The organism is Actinomyces weissii (assembly GCF_016598775.1).
GTDB classification, from domain to species: Bacteria; Actinomycetota; Actinomycetes; order Actinomycetales; family Actinomycetaceae; genus Actinomyces; species Actinomyces weissii.
This window is the reverse complement of sequence record NZ_CP066802.1, coordinates 1967999-1985399: the sequence shown is the minus strand read 5'-3', so window position 1 is coordinate 1985399 and position 17401 is coordinate 1967999. Positions and strand designations below refer to the sequence as shown.

The following is a 17401-nucleotide window of genomic DNA, read 5'->3' as shown; positions in this document are numbered from 1 at the left end:
GTGTGCCTGTTGCCCGCTAGGCTCCCTAGTCTCGGGTGTTAGGAGGGCAGGACCTGTGGAGCGCTTGATTCCAGCCAGGCGGCGCTATGACTGGGGGTCGCTGTCCTCCCTGCCGCGTCTGCTGGGCGTGGAGCCTGACGGCCAGCCCTGGGCCGAGCTCTGGTTCGGTACCCATCCGGCCGGGCAGTCCCGGCTGGCTGACGGGCGCACCCTGGGGGAGCTGGTCTCCTCCGCCCCGGAGCGTTACCTGGGGGCCGACGTCGTCCGCCGCTTCGAGGGGCAGCTGCCTTTCCTGCTCAAGCTGATCGCCCCCGCCCGCTCCCTGTCGCTGCAGGTCCACCCCAGTCTTGAACGGGCGGCGGAGGGCTTTGCCGCCGAGGAGGCGGCCGGGGTCCCGCTGGACTCGCCAGTGCGCAGCTTCAAGGACGCCAACCACAAGCCGGAGATGGTGCTGGCCCTGGAGCAGTTCGAGGCGGTGGCCGGGTTCCGGGCGCCCCGGCGCGCCGCAGAGGTCCTGGCCGGGCTGGAGTCCCCGGTGGCACGCCGGATGCGTCGCACCCTGCGCCTGAACCCCACCCGTTACGGGATCAGGACCGCCTTCACCGAGCTGGTCTCGGCCCAGACCCGGCCCACCCCGGAGGATCTGGCCGCCCTGGTGGAGGAGATCCGGCTGCGCCTGGAGCGCGGGGAGGCCCCCTCCGTACGTGCCTACTCCAACGTGGTCGCCATGGCGCGTGACTTTCCCGCAGACCCCGGCGTCGCCGCCTCGCTGCTGCTCAACCCGGTGACCCTACGGCCGGGGGAGGCCCTGTTCATCCCGGCCGGCTCGGTGCACGCCTACGTCTCCGGGCTGGGGGTGGAGGTGATGGCTTCCTCGGACAACGTGCTGCGGGCGGGGCTGACCGCCAAGCACGTGGACGTGCCGACCATGCTGACCTGCGTGGACTACGTGGCCGCCCCGCCGGTGCGCCCCGCGCCCGAGTACCTGTCCCGGACGACCCGGGCCTACTACGCCCCGGTGGAGGACTTTGAGCTGCTGCTCACGGAGGTGGAGCCTGCGGACGGGCTGGTGCCGGTGCCCGGGCGCGGGGCCCGCCTGCTGCTGGTGGCCTCAGGCAGGCTGCGCGTGTCCACCTCGGTCGGTGCCTTGACCCTCTCCCAGGGGCAGGGGGCCTTCGTGGGGGACGACGAGAAGGGCCTGCGGGTACAGGGTGCGGGCCAGCTCGTGCAGGTGGACGTCCCCTAGCCCGCTAGCCGGCTGGTGCGCGTGGTCCTTAGGCGGCGGCGCACCCTTCCTGCCGGGCGACGGCGGTGAGCAGCGCGGCGTCCGCCTCCGGCGCGACCAGCACGGCCCGCCCGCCGTTGGCCCAGGCCCGTAGGCAGCCGAGCAGTGCGGGCGCGGGCTCCTGCTCGTGCACCAGAACCGGATTGCCAGGAATGGTCTCTGAGGGTGGGGCGGCCTGTGCCGCCAGCTGGCCGCGGGTCCATGACTGCGCCTGCCCCTGCCCGCCGACCGCCGTCAGTGCCAGCTGCTCGGGGGCGGCCGGCGTGGCGGGGAAGACGTCGGGGCAGCCCATGAGGTCGGCGGCGCCGTCCAGGACCAGCGGGGGCAGCGGGCCTGGCCAGCGCAGGGCCAGGGAGGGCAGGGGGAGCAGGGCCTGGACCGGTGCCTGCGGCAGCAGGTCCTCTGGCTGGGAGGCCACGGACAGGACCGCCTGGGAGGCGCTAGGATGCTCCTCCTGCCAGCGGCTGACCTCCGGGCCAGCGCCCAGGACCGCGGCTCCACCAGCACGCCAGACCCCACAGGCCCAGACGACCGTTCGCCAGTGGACGGGCAGGGCCAGGTGGACGGCTAGGTGTTCGTAACCGTTACCAATCTCCGACTCATTAGTGATCATTGCTGTCACCTTAGAAAGCCACTTGCTCAATACCTGGCCGCTGAGTTCTATGCGTTCTGCGGGGTTGTACCAAGTCAAGGCGGCGGCTGCGCTAGCACCTTTTGATTCTAGAATTACGTTAAGATCACAGTTCACTAGCAATTCTCATCTTCATGTTGAGGGTCTTTGGTCCGGGGTGCGCTACCGGGTGGCAGCGGGCAAGCGGCGAGATTGCAACGATAGCACCTCTGGCAGGTGTGATGGGAGTCATTAGTGTGTCTCTAGCAATAGGGACTAAGGTCTACCCCTGTCGCGTCCTGGCTAGCACTTAAGGGCTTGACTGGTTGGGACGACACACGTGTAATTTGAAGAGCCAGTCACGAGTCGTTCGCCAGGGAGGCGTCATGTGGAACATCTTCGGCGAGGGGCCGTTTTCCGCCCCGACGTCAGCCGATGACGACGCCGAGCTGCTGCTCATCTTCGGGGCGCAGGACGACGGGCCGCTCGCGTGGCAGGAACGGGCCCTGTGTGCCCAGACCGACCCCGAGTCCTTCTTTCCGGAGAAGGGGGGCTCCACCCGTGAGGCCAAGCAGGTCTGCCACAGCTGCCCGGTGAGCCAGGAGTGCCTGGAGTACGCCCTGGCCAACGACGAGCGCTTCGGGATCTGGGGCGGGCTGTCTGAGCGGGAGCGCCGCAAGCTCAAGCGCCGGGCGGTATGAGCAGATCGGGCACCCGCGTGACGCCGTCACGGGCCGGGACCGTCGCCGTCCTGGTAAGCGCTGGCTCGACCCCGTACCTGCCGGAGGCCCTGAGCTCCCTGGCAGCCCAGACCCTGCTCCCTGACGTCATCCTGGTGGTCGACACCGCCTCCCGTGACAACGGCCTGGGTGACGGCACGCCGGTAGAGGAGCTGGTGGAGGCCGCTGGCCTGACCAGCAAGGCCCCCGTAAGGATCGTGCGCTGCCCCCGGGCGCGTGGGTTCCGGGACGCTGTCAGTCAAGGCCTGCGGGCCTACACCAAGCTGGTCGAGACGGGTAACCGCTGGCGCTCCCGGGCCCAGTCCTCCGAGGCGGACGGCCCCGGCACCCTCAGCGGCCCCACCGGGGCGATGTCTCCCATCACGGAGGAGGAGCGGGTGCAGGTCGCCGCCGCCACCTCCCCCCAGGCCGGAGTGGAGGCTGCCCGGCTCTGGCTGCTGCACGACGACTGCGCCCCCGCACCCACCTGCCTGGCTGAGCTCGTCTCCGCCATCAGGACCTCCAGGTCCGTGGGGCTGGCAGGACCCAAGCAGATCGACTGGGAGCGGCCCGAGCGGCTGCTGGAGGTCGGGCTCGTTACTACCGCCTCCGCCCGTCGCGCCAACGACATCGCGGAAGGTGAGATCGACCAGGGGCAGCACGACGACCGCTCTGACGTCCTGGCCGTGGGGTCCGCCGGGGCCCTGATCGAGCGGGATCTGTGGGAGACCGTAGGCGGGTCCAGCCCCCTGTTCCCCATCTTCGGGGACGGCCTGGAGCTCTCGCGCGCAGTCCGCCTCAGCGGCCACCGGGTGGTGGTGGTCCCCTCCGCCCGCCTGCGCCACCGCCGGGCCAGCTACCTGGGGCTGCGTCCCGCTGCCCTGCCCGAGCCGGACGCGCCTGCGCCCGCTGCCACCGCCAGCGACCCAGACCCGGACCGCTCCTTCCGGGCGCGGCGCACCGCCCAGCTCAGCGCCTGGGCGGCCTTCTCCGCCCGCCCCCTGGGCCTGCTGCTCGCATACTTCCAGGTGCTGGCCGTGCTCCGCGGTGCCTGGCGGCTCCTGGCCAAGGAGCCCGGTCTGGCCGTTGACGAGGTCAAGGCCGCCGCCGAGGTGCTCCGCCGGCGCCCGGAGATCGACTCCGAGCGGCAGCGCCTGGCGGGCTTCGGCGATGCTGACCGCTCGCTCATCCGGGAGCTGTACATCAGCTCGCGCCGGATCAACGCCCTGCGTCGCGACCACAGCCGCCAGCTGCGGGAACGGGCGGCCCGCGCCGCTGCCCCCAGCGAGCTGGAGGTCCGCGAGCTCAGTGCCATCAAGACCACCAGGCGCGCAGTGCTCAGCCTGGTCCTGCTGCTGGCCGCCGTGGCCGGGGCAGTGGGTCTCTCCCGGGTCCTGGTGACCCGCTTCCTGACGGGCGGGGCGCTGGTCAACCTGGGCATGGGCTGGCACGAGGCCTGGACAGCAGCCTGGAGCAGCTGGGCGTCCAGCGGTGACGGCCTGCCCACCGCCCCCAACCCCCTGCTGGCGGTGCTCTCCGTGCCCCTGCTGCTGCTCGCCCCCCTGGGGGTCAAGGCGGAGACCCTGGTCAGCCTGCTGCTGGTGCTGGCAGTTCCCCTGTCGGCCCTGGGGGCCTGGTACGCCGCCGGTGCGGTCTCCCGCAGGCCAGCGGTGCGCGCCTGGGCCGCCCTGACCTGGGCGGCCGCCCCCACGCTCTTCCTGGCCGTGGGGCAGGGGCGCCTGCCAGCGGTGCTGGTGCACCTCGTGCTCCCCTGGGCGCTGATGGCGCTGTCCCGGGCACTGGGGGACGACCGGCGGGACGTGATCCTCTCCGGCATGGTCGGCGCCCAGCGGCTCTCTGACGCCGACCGCGCCCACCGCCCGGTCCAGCCTTCCCGGCCCGCGCAGGCCGGTCGGGACGAGGCCCCCAGGGCGGACACGGCCCGTCGGACGGCACAGGGCACCCAGGGCCCGGTGGACGACGACCCCTCCACCCCGGTGGTGGACGACGGCACCGGGGTCGTCGTCTCCGCCTCCACCCGGCGCGGTGCCCGCATCCGGGCCGCAGCCACCGAGCAGTACGGTCCGGGCTCGGTGAGCGCTGCCGCCGCCGCCGGACTCCTGCTGGGAGCGGTGGCGACGGCGGACGCCCTGGTGGGCAGCGTGCTGGTGCTGCTGCTGACCGCCTTGGTGTCGGCGGCCCTGCTGAGGGGCTGGCGGGCCCGCAAACGGCTCCTGCTGACCCTCGCACCGGTGCTCGTGCTCATGGTTCCCTCGTGGTGGGTGGCGCTGCGGGCCGCGCACAGCACTGGCTCCGTCTTCTCCAGGCAGGGGCTGACCAGTGCGCTACGGCTGCTGGCCACCGAGATCGGCAACCCGGTGGCGGTGCAGGCGCCTGGGTCCCTGGACCTGCTGCTGGGCCTGCCCGCAGCTCCCAGCGGCCTCGGCCTGGCAGGGACCGCCCTGGCCGTCATGCGCGTGTGCTCCCTGGTCCTGCTGGTGCTGGCCCTTATGTCTGTGCCCTTGCTGGCCCGCCCCGGCCACCGCGCACGCGTGGGCCTGGTAGTGGCCCTAGCGGGCCTGCTGGTGGCCCACTTAAAGCTGCGCCTTAGCACGGGACTCGGGCTGGAGGCAGCGGAGCCTGCTGGCGGCCTGGTGACTGTTCCCGGCTGGGCCGGGACCGGGGTGAGCCTGCTCCAGGCTGGGCTGGTGCTCGCCGGAGTGGTTGTGCTCGACCGTGCGCACAGCCACCTGGTGCGGCACAGCTTCGGCTGGCGGCACCTGAGCGTGGCGGCCTTCAACGGCGCGTCCCTGCTAGCCGCTGCCAGCCTCCTGGTGACCTGGTCCTGGGCCGTCCACACGGGTGCAGGCGGCCCCCTGATGATGCTGCGCTCAGGCGGGCGCGCGGTCCCCGCGATCGCCACCGAGACCCAGCGGGCCACCGGTGGCCGGGTCCTGGCCATAGGCACGGACAGCCAGGGGCTTACCGCCTCGCTGTGGCGCGCCGACGGCCACTCCCTGCTCGACTCCCTGCCCGTAGCCAGGTCCGTCAGCACCGCCCGCGTCACCCAGCCGACGGGGCAGCCTGCCCGGCCCCGGCCTAGCACCGGCCTGCTCACAGGCGCCGCCCCGGAGGGCGGCCCCGTGAGCCTCAGCAGCGACGTCGCCGGCACCGAGCTGGCCCAGCTGGTGGTGCAGCTGACCTCCGGGCAGGACGAGGCCGTGGCCACCGGCCTGGCCCGGCACGGCGTCGCCGTGGTGCTGCTCACTGACACGGGCCCCAGCGGTACCGAGGCCGCCGCCGGAATCAACTCCACCCCCGGTCTGGAGCAGCTGGCCCGCACCCACGCGGGCCGGGCCTGGCGGGTCTCCGCCCCAGCCGGGGAAGAGGTCTCCGGCGCGGCGCTCGCCAGCCCCGGCAGCGCGGAGGCCACCTTCCTGCCCTGGCCCCAGGGGGCACTGCAGGCCCAGGTCCCAGCCGCCCCTGGTGGGGAGGAGCGGACCCTTTTCCTGGCGGAGCGCGCCGACCGTGGCTGGCGCGCCACCCTGGACGGCCGGGCCCTGGAACCCGTGCCGGACCCCCAGGGCTGGCGCCAGGCATTCAAGGTGCCCGCCGCTGGCGGCAGGCTGGAGGTGCGCCACCAGAGCCTGCCCTACCAGCTGATGTCGCTGACGATCTGGGCCGTGTGCGGAGCTACCGCCCTCGCTGCGGTGCCACTGCGACGCCGGAGGGACGGCTCATGAGTGAGAAGCGCAAGTACCGTACCTCCCGTACCCGCAGCGAACGGATCCGCTCCGGCCGTCTGCGCAGGCGGCCGGAGGGTCAGCGCCCCAGCCCCAAGGAGGTCCTGGCAGGAGCCTGGGCCTCCCTGCGGGAGGCCAGCCCCAGGTCCCTGGGTGCCTCGGTGGGGCCGCTGCTCAGCCTGGCCCTGGCAGCCGGGGCCACCGGCCTTACCCTCGGCGCGCCCATGGTTCCCGTGGCACCTGTGAACCCGGTGCGCACCCAGCCGCTGGCCGCTCCCGACCGCGACATCCTGCTGATCTGCCCGCCAGCGGCAGGCAACGGCCTGGAGGTAGCCGACTATGACCAGGTCCGGCAAGCCAGCCTGCTCGCGGTCCAGGACGGGGCCACCGCTAGCTTTGAGGGCGAGGCCCTGCCCAGCGGCAGCCCCCAGGTGCAGGACTTCGCGGAGGGCGGGGTGCTGTCGGTCAAGCACAATGGGAGCAGCCCGGCAGAGGGCATGGGGCACTCCGCCACCCTCATGGAGGCAGGTGACCTGCGGGGCCTGGCCACCGCCGCGTGCACCGCGCCGCGCAGCACCGCCTGGGTGGTGGCTGGCTCCACCCGCCCCGGCAGCTACGCCGAGCTGCGTCTGAGCAACCCAGGCAACACCACCGTCACTGCCTCCGTGCAGGCCTACGGCTCCACCGGCCCCGTGGACCTGCCCGGCGGGGGCCAGGTGGCGGTGCCCTCCGGCCAGACCGAGTCCGTCTACCTGGGCACCTCCTCCGCGACCAGCCCCGACGGGCGGCTAGCCGTGCACGTCACCACCGACGGCGGGGCCCTAGGCGTCCACCTGGTGGACGAGACCCTGGACGGGGAGACCGCCGCCGGCATGGAGGTGGTCTCTGCCGGGGCGGACCCGGCCACTGAGCAGCTTGTGCCCGGGGTGGTCCTGGTGGAGGCGGAGCAGCAGGGCCAGGCTGCCAGCGGTCCCGTCTCCTCCGACCAGCCCTTGGTGCGGCTGGCCAACCCTGCTGAGGTGCCCGCCACCGTCAAGGTGAGCCTCCTGGGGGCTGACGGCGAGTGGGTGCTGCCCGGGGCGGAGTCCCTGACCGTGGACCCCGGGGCGGTGTTCGACGTCTCCCTGGCGGGCGTGGCCCCTGGCACCTACGCGCTGCGCACCACCTCCGACCAGCCGGTGGCCGCCGCCGTCCAGCTGGTGCGCTCGGCAGGTGAGTACCCGGCCCGTTCTGGTGCCCTGCTGCACGACCGGGCCTGGCTGCAGGCCTCCACCGCCGACCTCAGCCTGGGGGCTGACATCACGCTGCCCCGGCACTGGGGCCTCAGCCCCCAGCTGGCGCTCGCCAACTCCTCCCCGCAGCGGCGCGTCGTCACTCTGCGGGCCGTAGGGGAGGAGTGGAGCAGCCAGATGGTGCTGGAGCCAGGGGCCACCGCCGTCCCTGAGGACCTGCCCGAGACCGTCAGCGCCCTGACCGCCAGCGCGGACGGGGAGGGGGTGCACGGCGCCGTGGTGGTCACCACCGAGGTCACGGGGGAGACGGCGGGCACGCTCGTCTCCGCCCTGCCTGCCGTGCCGGGGGCGCAGGCGCAGGCCTCCCGGCACGTCCTGCTGCGCTAGCCCCTCACAGCGGGAAGTCCGGGTCCAGCTCCTCCGGACGGCGCCCCAGCATGGTGGCCACCTGCTCCACCACCACCCGGTGCACCAGCTCGGCCAGCTCGTGGCGGTCCGCCGCCCGGGAGGTCACCGGACGCCGGTAGACCACCACCCGGGCGGGCAGGCCCGCCTTGGGCTCAGCCGCGAAGCCCCGCCCCAGCACCACCCCCCGCTCCCACGGGGCCGGGTCCGAGGGCGGAACCTCCTCCACCGCGAACTGGATCGACTCGACCTGAGGCTGCAGGCGCACCAGCTGCTGCACGCAGCGGATCACCAGCTCGTCAAACTGCTCCGCGCGGCTGCGCCAGCCCGGCAGGGCCGCAGGCAGCAGAGGCCCCCGCAGCCCCCGGCCATGACGGTCACGACGACGGGGGGTCTGGGGCACAGGTACCGGCGTACAGCTCACAGCAGGCAGCCTAGCCTCAGCCTGGGCCCAGGCCCGGGATGCGGTAGCCTCAGCCCGTGAGAACAGTCCGCCAGTGCCGCCGGTCCACCTGCACCCGCCCTGCCGTGGCTACCCTGACCTCGGTGTACGCGGACCAGACCATCGTGCTCGGCCCCCTAGCCACTGAGGCCCAGCCAGAGGCTTACGACCTGTGCGAGGAGCACGTCTCCTCCTTCACCGCCCCCCGCGGCTGGCAGGTGATCCGGCTCGCCGTCGACTTCGCCCCTGCACCCCCCAGCGAGGACGACCTGCTGGCCCTGGCCGACGCCGTCAGGCAGGCCTCACGCGCCGCCCGCCCTGAGCCGGTGCCCGTGGCACGACCCACCAGGCTGGACGGCCCACCGTCCGCCGCCACACTGGCCTCCCCCGGAGACGGCGCGATCAGCCGCCGTGGGCACCTGCGCGTGCTGCGCGGCGAGAAGGACACCGAGCAGGAGTGACATGAGCAGCCCGACCGCCACCACCCCGCCCACCAGCCAGCCGGAAGGCGCCCCACCCGCCTGGCTGCGCAGCCTGCTGCGCTGCCCCGTCACCGGTGAGGCCCTGGTGGACAGCCAGGGCCACGAGGGCCTCCCGGTGCTCCTCTCCCCAGGAGCGGGGCTGGCCTACCCGGTGCGCGACGGCGTGCCGGTCCTGCTGCGCCACGAGGCCCAGCAGGTCCCCGAGCCCCAGCAGTCCTGAGCCACCCGCTGGCAGTGCGGCTGCCACCTTGCCTCAGGGCACGGAGTGGACGGTGGCTGCCTCCGCCAGCCGCAGCTGCTCGTCCACGCTGCGGTCCTTGAGAGCCTGCACCAGCTCCCGGTCACGGCGCTCAACCAGCACCGCCGCCAGGAAGCGCTCCGGGTGGGTGCCTGCTGGCGGTGGCGGCGCCACTAGCGGCAGCACCTGCTGGGTAAGCTCCGCAGCGATCCGCTGCCGGGAGACCGGGTCCAGGCTGGTGGTGCGCTGCAGGAAGCTGCGGGCCACCAGGGCCAGGTGCCCCGGCAGGGCGTGCAGGTCCGCGCCCGCGGCCCACTGGGCCAGCTCCGGGGGCATCAGCAGGGGAGGAGCGCTGCGGGCCCCGGCCCGGTCATGGACCACATAGGTCCCCGCCAGCAGGTCACCCAGCCGCTTGCCCCGCCGCGTCACGATGCACGAGCAGACCGCCAGTACGCCGGAGCTGATAAAGACCTCTACCAATGCCACCAGGGCGCGCACCAGCGCGTGGCGCAGCCGCACCGCCCCGCCGTCGTCGCGCACTACCCGGGTGCCCATGACCAGCCTGCCTGCGCTCAGCCCACGGCTCAGCGTCTCCACCGTCACCGGGACCACGACTATCCAGAAGAAGAAGATCAGCGCCACCAGGGTCATGACGGCGGCGTAGGAGCTGTTGGCCGGGGCGATCCTGCCCAGGGAGGAGGTAGAGAGCGCCAGTCCGACCACGATGATCCCGTAGTCGATGGCGCCGCTGAGCAGGCGGGAGCCCACCGTCGCCGGCACCACGTCCAGGGCGACAGCCTCACCTGTCACCATGCGCTCCTGCTCGATCCTCCGCTCGGATGAGGTGTCCATGGTCATCTCCGTGCCAAAGTGGGGTTGTGGATATTGATGCCTTCATCGCCGCCCACCAGCCCGAGTGGGACCGGCTGCGCGAGCTGTCCGCTACCCGGCGCCTGAGCGGCTCCCAGGCCGACGAGCTGGTGACCCTCTACCGGGTCACGGCCGGCCACCTCTCCCGGGTACGCACCAACGCCCCCGACCCGCAGGTGGTGGCGGAGCTGTCCACCCTGGTGGCCTTTGCCCGCAGCCGGGTCACCGGCACCCAGCGGGTGGGATGGTCCGCGCTGCGCTACTACGTGACCGTGACCATGCCCGCAGCCCTGTTCCGGGTGCGCTGGTGGAGCCTGGGTACGACCGTGGCCTGCCTGGCCCTCGCGGTCCTGACCGCCTGGTGGACCCTGCACAGCACGGCAGCGATGAGCGCCCTGGGCACCCCCAAGGCCCTGGACGCCTACGCCAACGACGCCTTCGCTGCCTACTACACCACCTACGGGCCCCAGGACTTCGCGGGGCTGGTGTGGACCAACAACGCCCGGATCGCCGCCGTCTGCGTGGCCGGAGGCATTACCGGCGTGCTGCCCGCCTGGATGATGCTGGGCAACGCCATGAACGTGGGGCAGTCGGCGGCCATACTCATTGACCACGGCTTGACCTGGGAGTTCTTCTCCCTGATCCTGCCGCACGGGCTGCTGGAGCTCACCAGCGTGTTCGTGGCCGGAGGCGCGGGCCTTAAGCTCTTCTGGACGCTGCTGGTGCCTGGACGGCGTCCCCGTCTGCAGGCGCTCGCGGAGGAGGGCCGCACCCTGATCACGGTGGCGGTGGCCCTGACCGTCTCCCTGGGGGTCTCTGGGCTGATCGAGGGCTTTGTGACCGGGGCGGCGATTCCCTGGGTACTGAAGATCCTGCTGGGGACCCTGGCCCTGGCCCTGTTCTTGGCCTACGGCCTGGTGCTGGGCGCCCGGGCGCAGGATCGGGTGCAGGGCGGGGAGATCGCTGGCGACCTGGGCGCCTACGACGCCGGGGCACGGGTCGCTGTCGCTGGCTGAGCTGCGGCGGGCGTCGGCTGCGGACCTGCCGTGAGCCAGGCGGGCGGACCTGCCGTGAGCAGAGCGGGCGGACTGGGACGGGGCTCTCACAGGCGCCCCGCCGCCTTGAGCGCCAGGTAGGCGTCAGCCAGTGCCGGGGCCAGGGAGTCCGGCTCGGCCTCAACGATCTCCACCCCGCTGCGGTGCAGGCGGGCCCGCACCGTCGCCTGCTGGGAGAGGGTCTTCTCCGCGGCTGCCGCCACGTAGACCTGGTCCGGGCGGGAGCGCTCGGAGCGCAGCTCTTCCAGGCGCGGGTCCGTGGCCGAGGCCAGCAGGACCGTGTGCTGGCGGGCCAGGGCCGCCAGGTGGCGCAGCGCCGCGGCGTCGGTGGCCCCCGGGTCCAGGGCGGTGAGCACCACCACCAGGGCCCGCTGGGACAGCGAGGCGTCCACGGTCTGGTTCACCAGGGACCAGCTGGTCTCCACCAGGCGGGGCTCCACCGGTGCCAGGCCGTCAGCCAGGGCGGTCATCAGGCCGGCCCCGGACTGCCCGTGCACCCGGACCCGCACCGCCTCGTCCAGGGCGATCAGGTCCACCTGGTCCCCGGCGTGCGAGGCCAGGGCGGACAGCAGCAGGGCAGCCTCTATCTGAGCGTCCATCCGGGTCTCCTCGCCCAGGCGGGCGCAGGCCAGGCGGCCCGTGTCCAGCAGCACCAGCACCCGCCGGTCACGCTCCGGCCGCCAGGTGCGCACCACCACCTCGCCGCGGCGGGCGGTGGAGCGCCAGTCGATAGAGCGCACGTCGTCACCGACCACGTACTCGCGCAGAGAGTCGAACTCCGTGCCCGCGCCCCGCACCATGACGGCGCTGCGCCCGTCCATCTCCCGCAGCCGCGCCAGCCTGCTGGGCAGGTGCTTGCGGGAGGTGAAGGCGGGCAGCACCCGCAGCCGGGCCGGAGCCTTCAGGGAGGCCTGGCGGCCCGCCAGCCCCAGGGGGCCGCGCAGGCGCACCGTGACCAGGTCCGCGCTCCGGTCCCCGCGCCGGGTGGGCTGCAGGCGCGTGCGCAGCCGGGTGCGGCGTCCTGGAGCCAGGTCCAGGGGGTGGCGCACCGACTCAGCCCCCGCGCTGGGCACCCAGGCGTCCCGCAGCTGGCCGCGGGCGGGCCGTCTGCCGCGATTCATGACCGTGACCGTGGCGGTGGCGGACTCACCCAGGCGCACGGCGCGCTCCACCTTCCGGGACACCGCCAGACGGCGGGGGGAGGCGGCCAGGGACACGTCCAGGGCCACCAGGAGGACCAGCAGCAGGATCCACAGCAGGACGGTCAAGGGGCGGGGCCAAAGCAGCGCGGGGGCGGCCCCGAGCAGCATGAACCAAGCGGCACGTCTGGACAGGTACAAGGGACCTCCTCCCTGCGGCTCAGCGGGGGACCGGCACGGAGCGCAGCACCCCGGTGATCACGGACTCGGTGGTGACCCCCTCCATCTCCGACTCGGGGCGCAGCTGGATGCGGTGGCGCAGGGTCGGCAGGGCCAGGGCCTTGACGTCGTCGGGGGTGACGAAGGAGCGGCCGGAGAGCCAGGCCCAGGCGCGGGAGGTGGCCAGCAGGGCGGTGGCGCCACGGGGGGAGACCCCCAGGGCCACGCTGGGGGCGCTGCGGGTGGCCCGCACCAGGTCCACCACGTAGGCCAGCAGCTCGGGGGAGGTGCCCACGGTGCGCACCTGCTCGCGGGCCGCCGCCAGGTCCTCCCCGGAGGCCACCGCCTGCAGCCCGGCCCCCGGCAGGTCCCGAGGGTTGAAGCCGGCGGCGTGGCGGGAGAGCACCTCGATCTCCTCACTGCGCTCAGGCAGCGGCAGCACGAGCTTGAGCAGGAAGCGGTCCAGCTGGGCCTCCGGCAGCGGGTAGGTGCCCTCGTACTCCACCGGGTTCTGCGTGGCGATCACCATGAAGGGGGAGGGCAGGGGCCGGGGCTGGCCGTCCACGGAGACCTGCCGCTCCTCCATGGCCTCCAGCAGCGCCGCCTGGGTCTTGGGGGGCGTACGGTTGATCTCGTCGGCCAGGAGCAGGTTGGTGAACACCGGCCCCTCCCGGAAGGAGAACTCGGCGCTGCGCGAGTCGTACACCAGGGAGCCGGTCACGTCCCCGGGCATCAGGTCAGGGGTGAACTGGATGCGCTTGGTGTCCACGTCCAGGGCGGTGGCCAGGGAGCGCACCAGCAGGGTCTTGGCCACGCCGGGCACGCCCTCCAGCAGGACGTGCCCGCCTGCCAGGGCCGCCAGCACGAGGCCGGTGACGGCGGCCTCCTGGCCGACGACGGCCTTGGCCACCTCGGTGCGGACGTCTACCAGGCGGCTGCGGTGGTCTGGGGTGGTGTTGGGGTTGCTCATCGGTTCTGAACCTCGCTCTCAAGACGGTCGAGCTGGGCGGCCAGGGCGGCGAGCTCCTGGTCGTTGCCTGGGGGTGGGCCGTACAACAGCCTTCCGGCGCTCTCACGCAGCGGTGGGCCCTGCTGGGGCCCAGCGTGCCGGGCGAGCTCATCCAGCAGCACCCCGCCCTCGGCGCTGGGGTGCAGGCCGAGCCGGTGGCCCAGGCGCAGGGCGGTGCCTACGCGCAGGGCGTGTGCCGCGTGCGCGTGGTCCCGGGAGAGCTGGTACATGCGTCCCAGCCCCACGGTGGTCTCTGCAGCGGGCACCTCCACGGGCAGGTCCTCCCGTACCAGGCGCCCCATGCGGCGTCCGTCGGCCAGGGCGAGCACCGCTGCGGCGGTGGCCAGGACCGCGAGCAGGAGCGGTGCCCAGCGGGGCAGGGACGGTGTATCCCAGACGGTTGGCTCCTGCGGGTGGGCGGCGTCGAACCAGACCACGTAGGGCCTGTGCCCGAGCGCACGGACCAGCAGCGCCGCGTTGCCCGCCTTGGTCAGGCTGCTGTTGCGCGCGATCGCGGCGTCGCCGATGACACGCAGGGTGCCGCCCCCGGACAGGGTGGTGGTGGCGTAGGCGTAGCCGGAGGCGACCGGGAAGCAGCCGGTGGTCCCTGCCGGGGTGCTGTCATCCACGGGGATGGTTACCGCGCCGCGGCTGCCCTCCAGGGTGGCGGCGGCCTGGGCGTCAGGGTCGGCGCAGCCGGGGGTGAGCTGCTGCTGGGAGGGCGCGGAGAGGCCGGAGGCCCGCAGGGTGGTCAGGCCCGTAAGGTCCTCGTAGATGCTTCCCAGCACGGTCACGTCCGCCCCCAGCCGGGCCAGCTCCTGGCGCTCCCTCTCACTCAGGGAGCCGACGCCGACCAGCGCCAAGGTGGTGCTGTCCGGGGCCTGGCGCAGCAGCTCCTGGGCCTCGGCCAGGGAGTGGACGGTGTGCGGCCTTACGCCGTAGCTGCGCAGCACCTCTCCCAGGGCGCGGGCACCGTCCGGGTGCGCGTTGTCCAGGGCCAGGGGGACCTTGGAGCCAGCCGGGGTGGTGCTGGTGGTCAGCAAGGTGACCGCCGCGAAGAGCAGCAGCGCCAGGACCACTGGGCGGGAGCGGCGCAGACGCTGCCGCCAGGTGGGCCCCAGGACCTGGTCGCTGGGAGGGGACGGCGAGGCGGCCTGGTCGTTGGGCGGGGCCGACGGCGCAGCCTGGGGAGTGAGGGAGTCCGGCTGGGTGCTCATACCAGGGCCTCCTGGGCGGGGGCGGGCTGCTCGGGGACCACGCAGGACTCCACCAGGGCAGCGAGCTGCCGCATCCAGCGGTCCTCCTCCTGGGAGGGGGGCCGCTCCCCGTAGCGCACCGCGTCAAAGAGGTCTCCGGCCTCGTGCAGCGGCCCGGTCAGCTCCAGGCTGGTGCCGTCGGGCAGCCTGGCCCCGGCCAGGGCGGCAGAGGCCAGGCTGGCGGCCTCCTGGGCGGTCATCCCGGGGTAGTCCTCCAGCAGGCCACGCTCGTCCAGGGAACGGATTACGGCCCGGAAGCGCTCTACCACAGCGGTGACGAAGTCCCCGGCCACCGCCGCGGCGTCAGCGTCCCGGGCCAGGGCGGCGGAGTCGCGGGCGTCGGAGTCGAACAGCGCGTGGGCACGGTTCCGGCGTCGGACGCGCGTGTAGCGGCTCAGGACGATCACCAGGACACCGACCAGCAGAGAGGCTGCGACCAGCACGATAGCCACCGACACCCACTGGGGCAGCCCTGCAGGCAGCAGCCTTGCACCCGTGACCTGGTTGACGAACCACTCCCAGAGTAGCCGCAGCGGGTTGGGGCGCGGGTGGTAGACGGGCTTGCTCAGCTCCTCCCGGGCGGCCTCGCGGGCGGCCTCGGCGTCCGGGGTGGCTGGTGCCTCTGCCGCATGCTGCGCCCAGATGAGGATGGCACGTGTGTGGAAGGCCATGGGCTCAGGTGGCGGACTTGAGCAGCTCGACGTCCAACGCCTCCTTGCGCATGCGCAGGTCGATGTAGATCAGGGCGTTGGCGGCTGCCTGGAAGGGCAGTATCAGTCCCGTGACCAGGGAGGTTATGAAGGTGGCGATCATAGAGGTCACAGGGATAGCGCTGGAGGCCAGGACGAAGGAGATGCCTTGCAGGGTGCCTATGACACCTCCCAGTAGGCCGCTGACCACCGAGATCATGATCGTGACTGTCAGGGAGATACCCAGCACCCGCCAGAAGTAGCCACGGGTGAGGCTCCAGGAGCGCTTGATTGAGGCGATCACCCCGATGTCCTCCAGGACCAGGGCGGCGGGGGCTACCAGCAGGCGGGTCTGCAGGAACAGGGCGACGGCGGCCGTCGCTGCCAGGACGATCAGGATCGCCGCTATCAGGACCGCGAGCCAGCCGAAAGAGATCTCGTTGAAGTCCTCAGTGCTTCTTGAGAACGCAATGAACACCGGAAAGACCAGGGCGGCGCAGGCGATGATTGCCAGTGAGGAGAGCAGCTGGATCAGCAAGGTCTGCCCGATAAGGGCCCAGATCCTGCGCTTGGTGCGCGCCCAGGTCTCGCCCAGGTCCGCTATCCGCCCTAGCACGGAACGGGACACGGCGATGATAAGCAAGCCGGAAAGAACGGCTACAGCAAATAGGTTTACAAGGGCGCCGAGCAGGGAACCTGACTGCAAAGCCAATGACGTGCTCAGGCCCATGTCGGTAGGGGGTGCCGCGTTTGGGTCAGGGTTGAACAGGGGCTCCAGGTCCAGGCTGCGCAGCAGGAAAAAGGTGAACAGGGAGGAAATGCCGCCGGTAACCGCCATCACGATCAGTGAGGGGACGAACATGGCCCGCGGGTTGACGCGCAGGGCCTGGAAGGAGCCTTCCAGGATCTCCCCGAAGAAAAGGGGGCGCAGCGGGATGATGCCGGGCTTAGGGACGGCCCCAAAGGTGTGGTTCAGGGGCGTGGGGGCACCGTCCGGGGCGGCCTGCCAAGCGGGCGGGGCACTTGCCCCAAAAGGTGTGGCAGATCCCATAGGTGCTTCGCCGTAGCTGCCGAAACGCGGCTGCTGCGGGGCCTCCTCCGGCCGCGGGAGGCTGGCGTCAGGGGCGGGAGGCTGCCAGACGTGCTTGTCAGCAGAACGTTCCTCCGGCCCTGGCACGGAAGCGGGGTAGGTGCTCATGCGGCAATCATTGCAGGCGTCTGTGGTCATCGCCTCCACCTGCAGGATGAGTTATGTGCCGAGATGTGTCAGCGAGCCTGGCAAGGAGGTGGCACGATGGTCACATGGATACCCGCGTACTTGTCGTTGATGACGACACCGCCCTCGCCGACATGATTGGCATCATGCTTGAGTCTGAGGGCTATGAGCCCTCATTCTGCGTGGATGGCGCCCAGGCCATGACCATGTTCCGCAAGGTCTCCCCGGACCTGGTTCTGCTAGACCTTATGCTCCCCGGTGTCGATGGGGTAGAGATCTGCCGGCAGATCCGCGTCGAGTCTGACGTGCCGATCATCATGCTCACTGCCCGTACCGAGACCGAGGACGTCGTCGCGGGCCTGGAGGCCGGTGCCGACGACTACGTGACCAAGCCCTTCCGCTCCAAGGAGCTCCTGGCCCGGGTCCGCACCCGCCTGCGCCGGGTGATCGACCCGGCCGCCGGGGCGGAGCGGGTGGAGATCTCCGACCTGATGATCGACGTCGCCGGGCACGAGGTGCGTCGCGGTGAGCAGATAATCGCCCTGACCCCGCTGGAGTTCGACCTGCTGGTCACCCTGGCGCGCTCCCCCTGGAAGGCCTTCAGCCGGGAGGAGCTGCTCGCGGAGGTCTGGGGCTACCACCACACCGCCGACACCAGGCTCGTCAACGTCCACGTCCAGCGCCTGCGCGCCAAGATCGAGCACGACCCGGAGCACCCGGAGATCGTCATGACCGTGCGCGGTATCGGCTACCGGGCCGGCGGCTCCAAGTGACGGAGACCAGCTGTCTGCG

At 72.3% G+C, this 17401-nt stretch carries 16 protein-coding genes; 8 read left to right on the top strand and 8 right to left on the bottom strand.

What is annotated here, in order from left to right; genetic code table 11:
* Nucleotides 1–55 precede the first annotated feature (55 nt).
* Nucleotides 56–1246 carry a mannose-6-phosphate isomerase, class I gene (gene manA / locus JG540_RS08030; protein ID WP_200275207.1) on the top strand — a complete coding sequence of 397 codons (1191 nt, stop codon included), beginning with the start codon at nucleotides 56–58 and terminating at the stop codon, nucleotides 1244–1246.
* Between the two features lie 28 nt (nucleotides 1247–1274).
* Here the strand turns inward: manA and JG540_RS08025 are convergent, their stop codons facing one another.
* On the bottom strand, nucleotides 1275–2033 hold the full coding sequence (locus tag JG540_RS08025; RefSeq protein WP_267977936.1) for a TIGR03089 family protein: 759 nt from the start codon (nucleotides 2031–2033) through the stop codon (nucleotides 1275–1277).
* A 248-nt stretch (nucleotides 2034–2281) separates the two neighbouring features.
* Here JG540_RS08025 and JG540_RS08020 point away from each other — a divergent pair, with 248 nt between their 5' ends.
* Genes JG540_RS08020 through JG540_RS08010 form a run of 3 tightly spaced genes read left to right on the top strand, consistent with a single transcriptional unit; the run spans nucleotide 2282 to nucleotide 7976 of the window.
* Nucleotides 2282–2596, top strand: a complete 315-nt coding sequence (locus JG540_RS08020) for a WhiB family transcriptional regulator (RefSeq protein WP_200275203.1) — start codon at nucleotides 2282–2284, stop codon at nucleotides 2594–2596.
* Nucleotides 2593–6357 (top strand): glycosyltransferase, encoded by a 3765-nt coding sequence (locus JG540_RS08015; protein ID WP_200275201.1) that lies wholly within the window; start codon nucleotides 2593–2595, stop codon nucleotides 6355–6357. The genes JG540_RS08020 and JG540_RS08015 overlap by 4 nt, the downstream gene beginning before the upstream one ends.
* Nucleotides 6354–7976, top strand: a complete 1623-nt coding sequence (locus JG540_RS08010; RefSeq protein ID WP_200275199.1) for a DUF5719 family protein — start codon at nucleotides 6354–6356, stop codon at nucleotides 7974–7976. Before JG540_RS08015 ends, JG540_RS08010 begins: the two co-directional genes overlap by 4 nt.
* Before the next feature lie 4 nt (nucleotides 7977–7980).
* Here JG540_RS08010 and JG540_RS08005 read toward each other — a convergent pair whose 3' ends face one another.
* A complete protein-coding gene (locus JG540_RS08005) occupies nucleotides 7981–8418 on the bottom strand; it encodes a metallopeptidase family protein (protein ID WP_234042753.1) in 438 nt (145 codons plus the stop codon).
* A gap of 56 nt (nucleotides 8419–8474) precedes the next feature.
* Here JG540_RS08005 and JG540_RS08000 point away from each other — a divergent pair, with 56 nt between their 5' ends.
* Nucleotides 8475–8897 carry a DUF3499 domain-containing protein gene (locus tag JG540_RS08000; RefSeq protein ID WP_200275197.1) on the top strand — a complete coding sequence of 141 codons (423 nt, stop codon included), beginning with the start codon at nucleotides 8475–8477 and terminating at the stop codon, nucleotides 8895–8897.
* Nucleotide 8898: 1 nt separating this feature from the next.
* The gene (locus JG540_RS07995) at nucleotides 8899–9138 is read left to right on the top strand and encodes a Trm112 family protein (RefSeq protein WP_200275195.1); all 240 of its coding nucleotides are present in this window, start codon (nucleotides 8899–8901) and stop codon (nucleotides 9136–9138) included.
* Between the two features lie 33 nt (nucleotides 9139–9171).
* Here JG540_RS07995 and JG540_RS07990 read toward each other — a convergent pair whose 3' ends face one another.
* Nucleotides 9172–10008: an RDD family protein gene (locus JG540_RS07990; protein ID WP_407648313.1), complete on the bottom strand. Its 837-nt coding sequence runs from the start codon at nucleotides 10006–10008 to the stop codon at nucleotides 9172–9174.
* Nucleotides 10009–10034: 26 nt separating this feature from the next.
* On the opposite strand from JG540_RS07990, the gene JG540_RS07985 reads away from it, so the two are divergent.
* On the top strand, nucleotides 10035–11042 hold the full coding sequence (locus JG540_RS07985) for a stage II sporulation protein M (protein WP_200275191.1): 1008 nt from the start codon (nucleotides 10035–10037) through the stop codon (nucleotides 11040–11042).
* A gap of 86 nt (nucleotides 11043–11128) precedes the next feature.
* Here the strand turns inward: JG540_RS07985 and JG540_RS07980 are convergent, their stop codons facing one another.
* From JG540_RS07980 to JG540_RS07960, 5 genes are read right to left on the bottom strand one after another with little or no spacing between them, the layout of a single operon-like run.
* Complete coding sequence (locus JG540_RS07980; RefSeq protein ID WP_200275189.1) at nucleotides 11129–12421, bottom strand: DUF58 domain-containing protein; 1293 nt, start codon at nucleotides 12419–12421, stop codon at nucleotides 11129–11131.
* Nucleotides 12422–12440: 19 nt separating this feature from the next.
* Nucleotides 12441–13409 carry an AAA family ATPase gene (locus JG540_RS07975; RefSeq protein ID WP_200275187.1) on the bottom strand — a complete coding sequence of 323 codons (969 nt, stop codon included), beginning with the start codon at nucleotides 13407–13409 and terminating at the stop codon, nucleotides 12441–12443.
* On the bottom strand, nucleotides 13406–14665 hold the full coding sequence (locus tag JG540_RS07970; protein WP_200275185.1) for a DUF4350 domain-containing protein: 1260 nt from the start codon (nucleotides 14663–14665) through the stop codon (nucleotides 13406–13408). Before JG540_RS07970 ends, JG540_RS07975 begins: the two co-directional genes overlap by 4 nt.
* Nucleotides 14662–15375 (bottom strand): DUF4129 domain-containing protein, encoded by a 714-nt coding sequence (locus JG540_RS07965; RefSeq protein WP_200275183.1) that lies wholly within the window; start codon nucleotides 15373–15375, stop codon nucleotides 14662–14664. The genes JG540_RS07970 and JG540_RS07965 overlap by 4 nt, the downstream gene beginning before the upstream one ends.
* Before the next feature lie 4 nt (nucleotides 15376–15379).
* A complete protein-coding gene (locus tag JG540_RS07960; RefSeq protein ID WP_200275180.1) occupies nucleotides 15380–16591 on the bottom strand; it encodes a hypothetical protein in 1212 nt (403 codons plus the stop codon).
* Between the two features lie 104 nt (nucleotides 16592–16695).
* On the opposite strand from JG540_RS07960, the gene mtrA reads away from it, so the two are divergent.
* Entirely contained in the window at nucleotides 16696–17382 is a 687-nt protein-coding gene (gene mtrA, locus JG540_RS07955) for an MtrAB system response regulator MtrA (RefSeq protein WP_200275178.1), read from the top strand.
* Nucleotides 17383–17401: the final 19 nt, after the last annotated feature.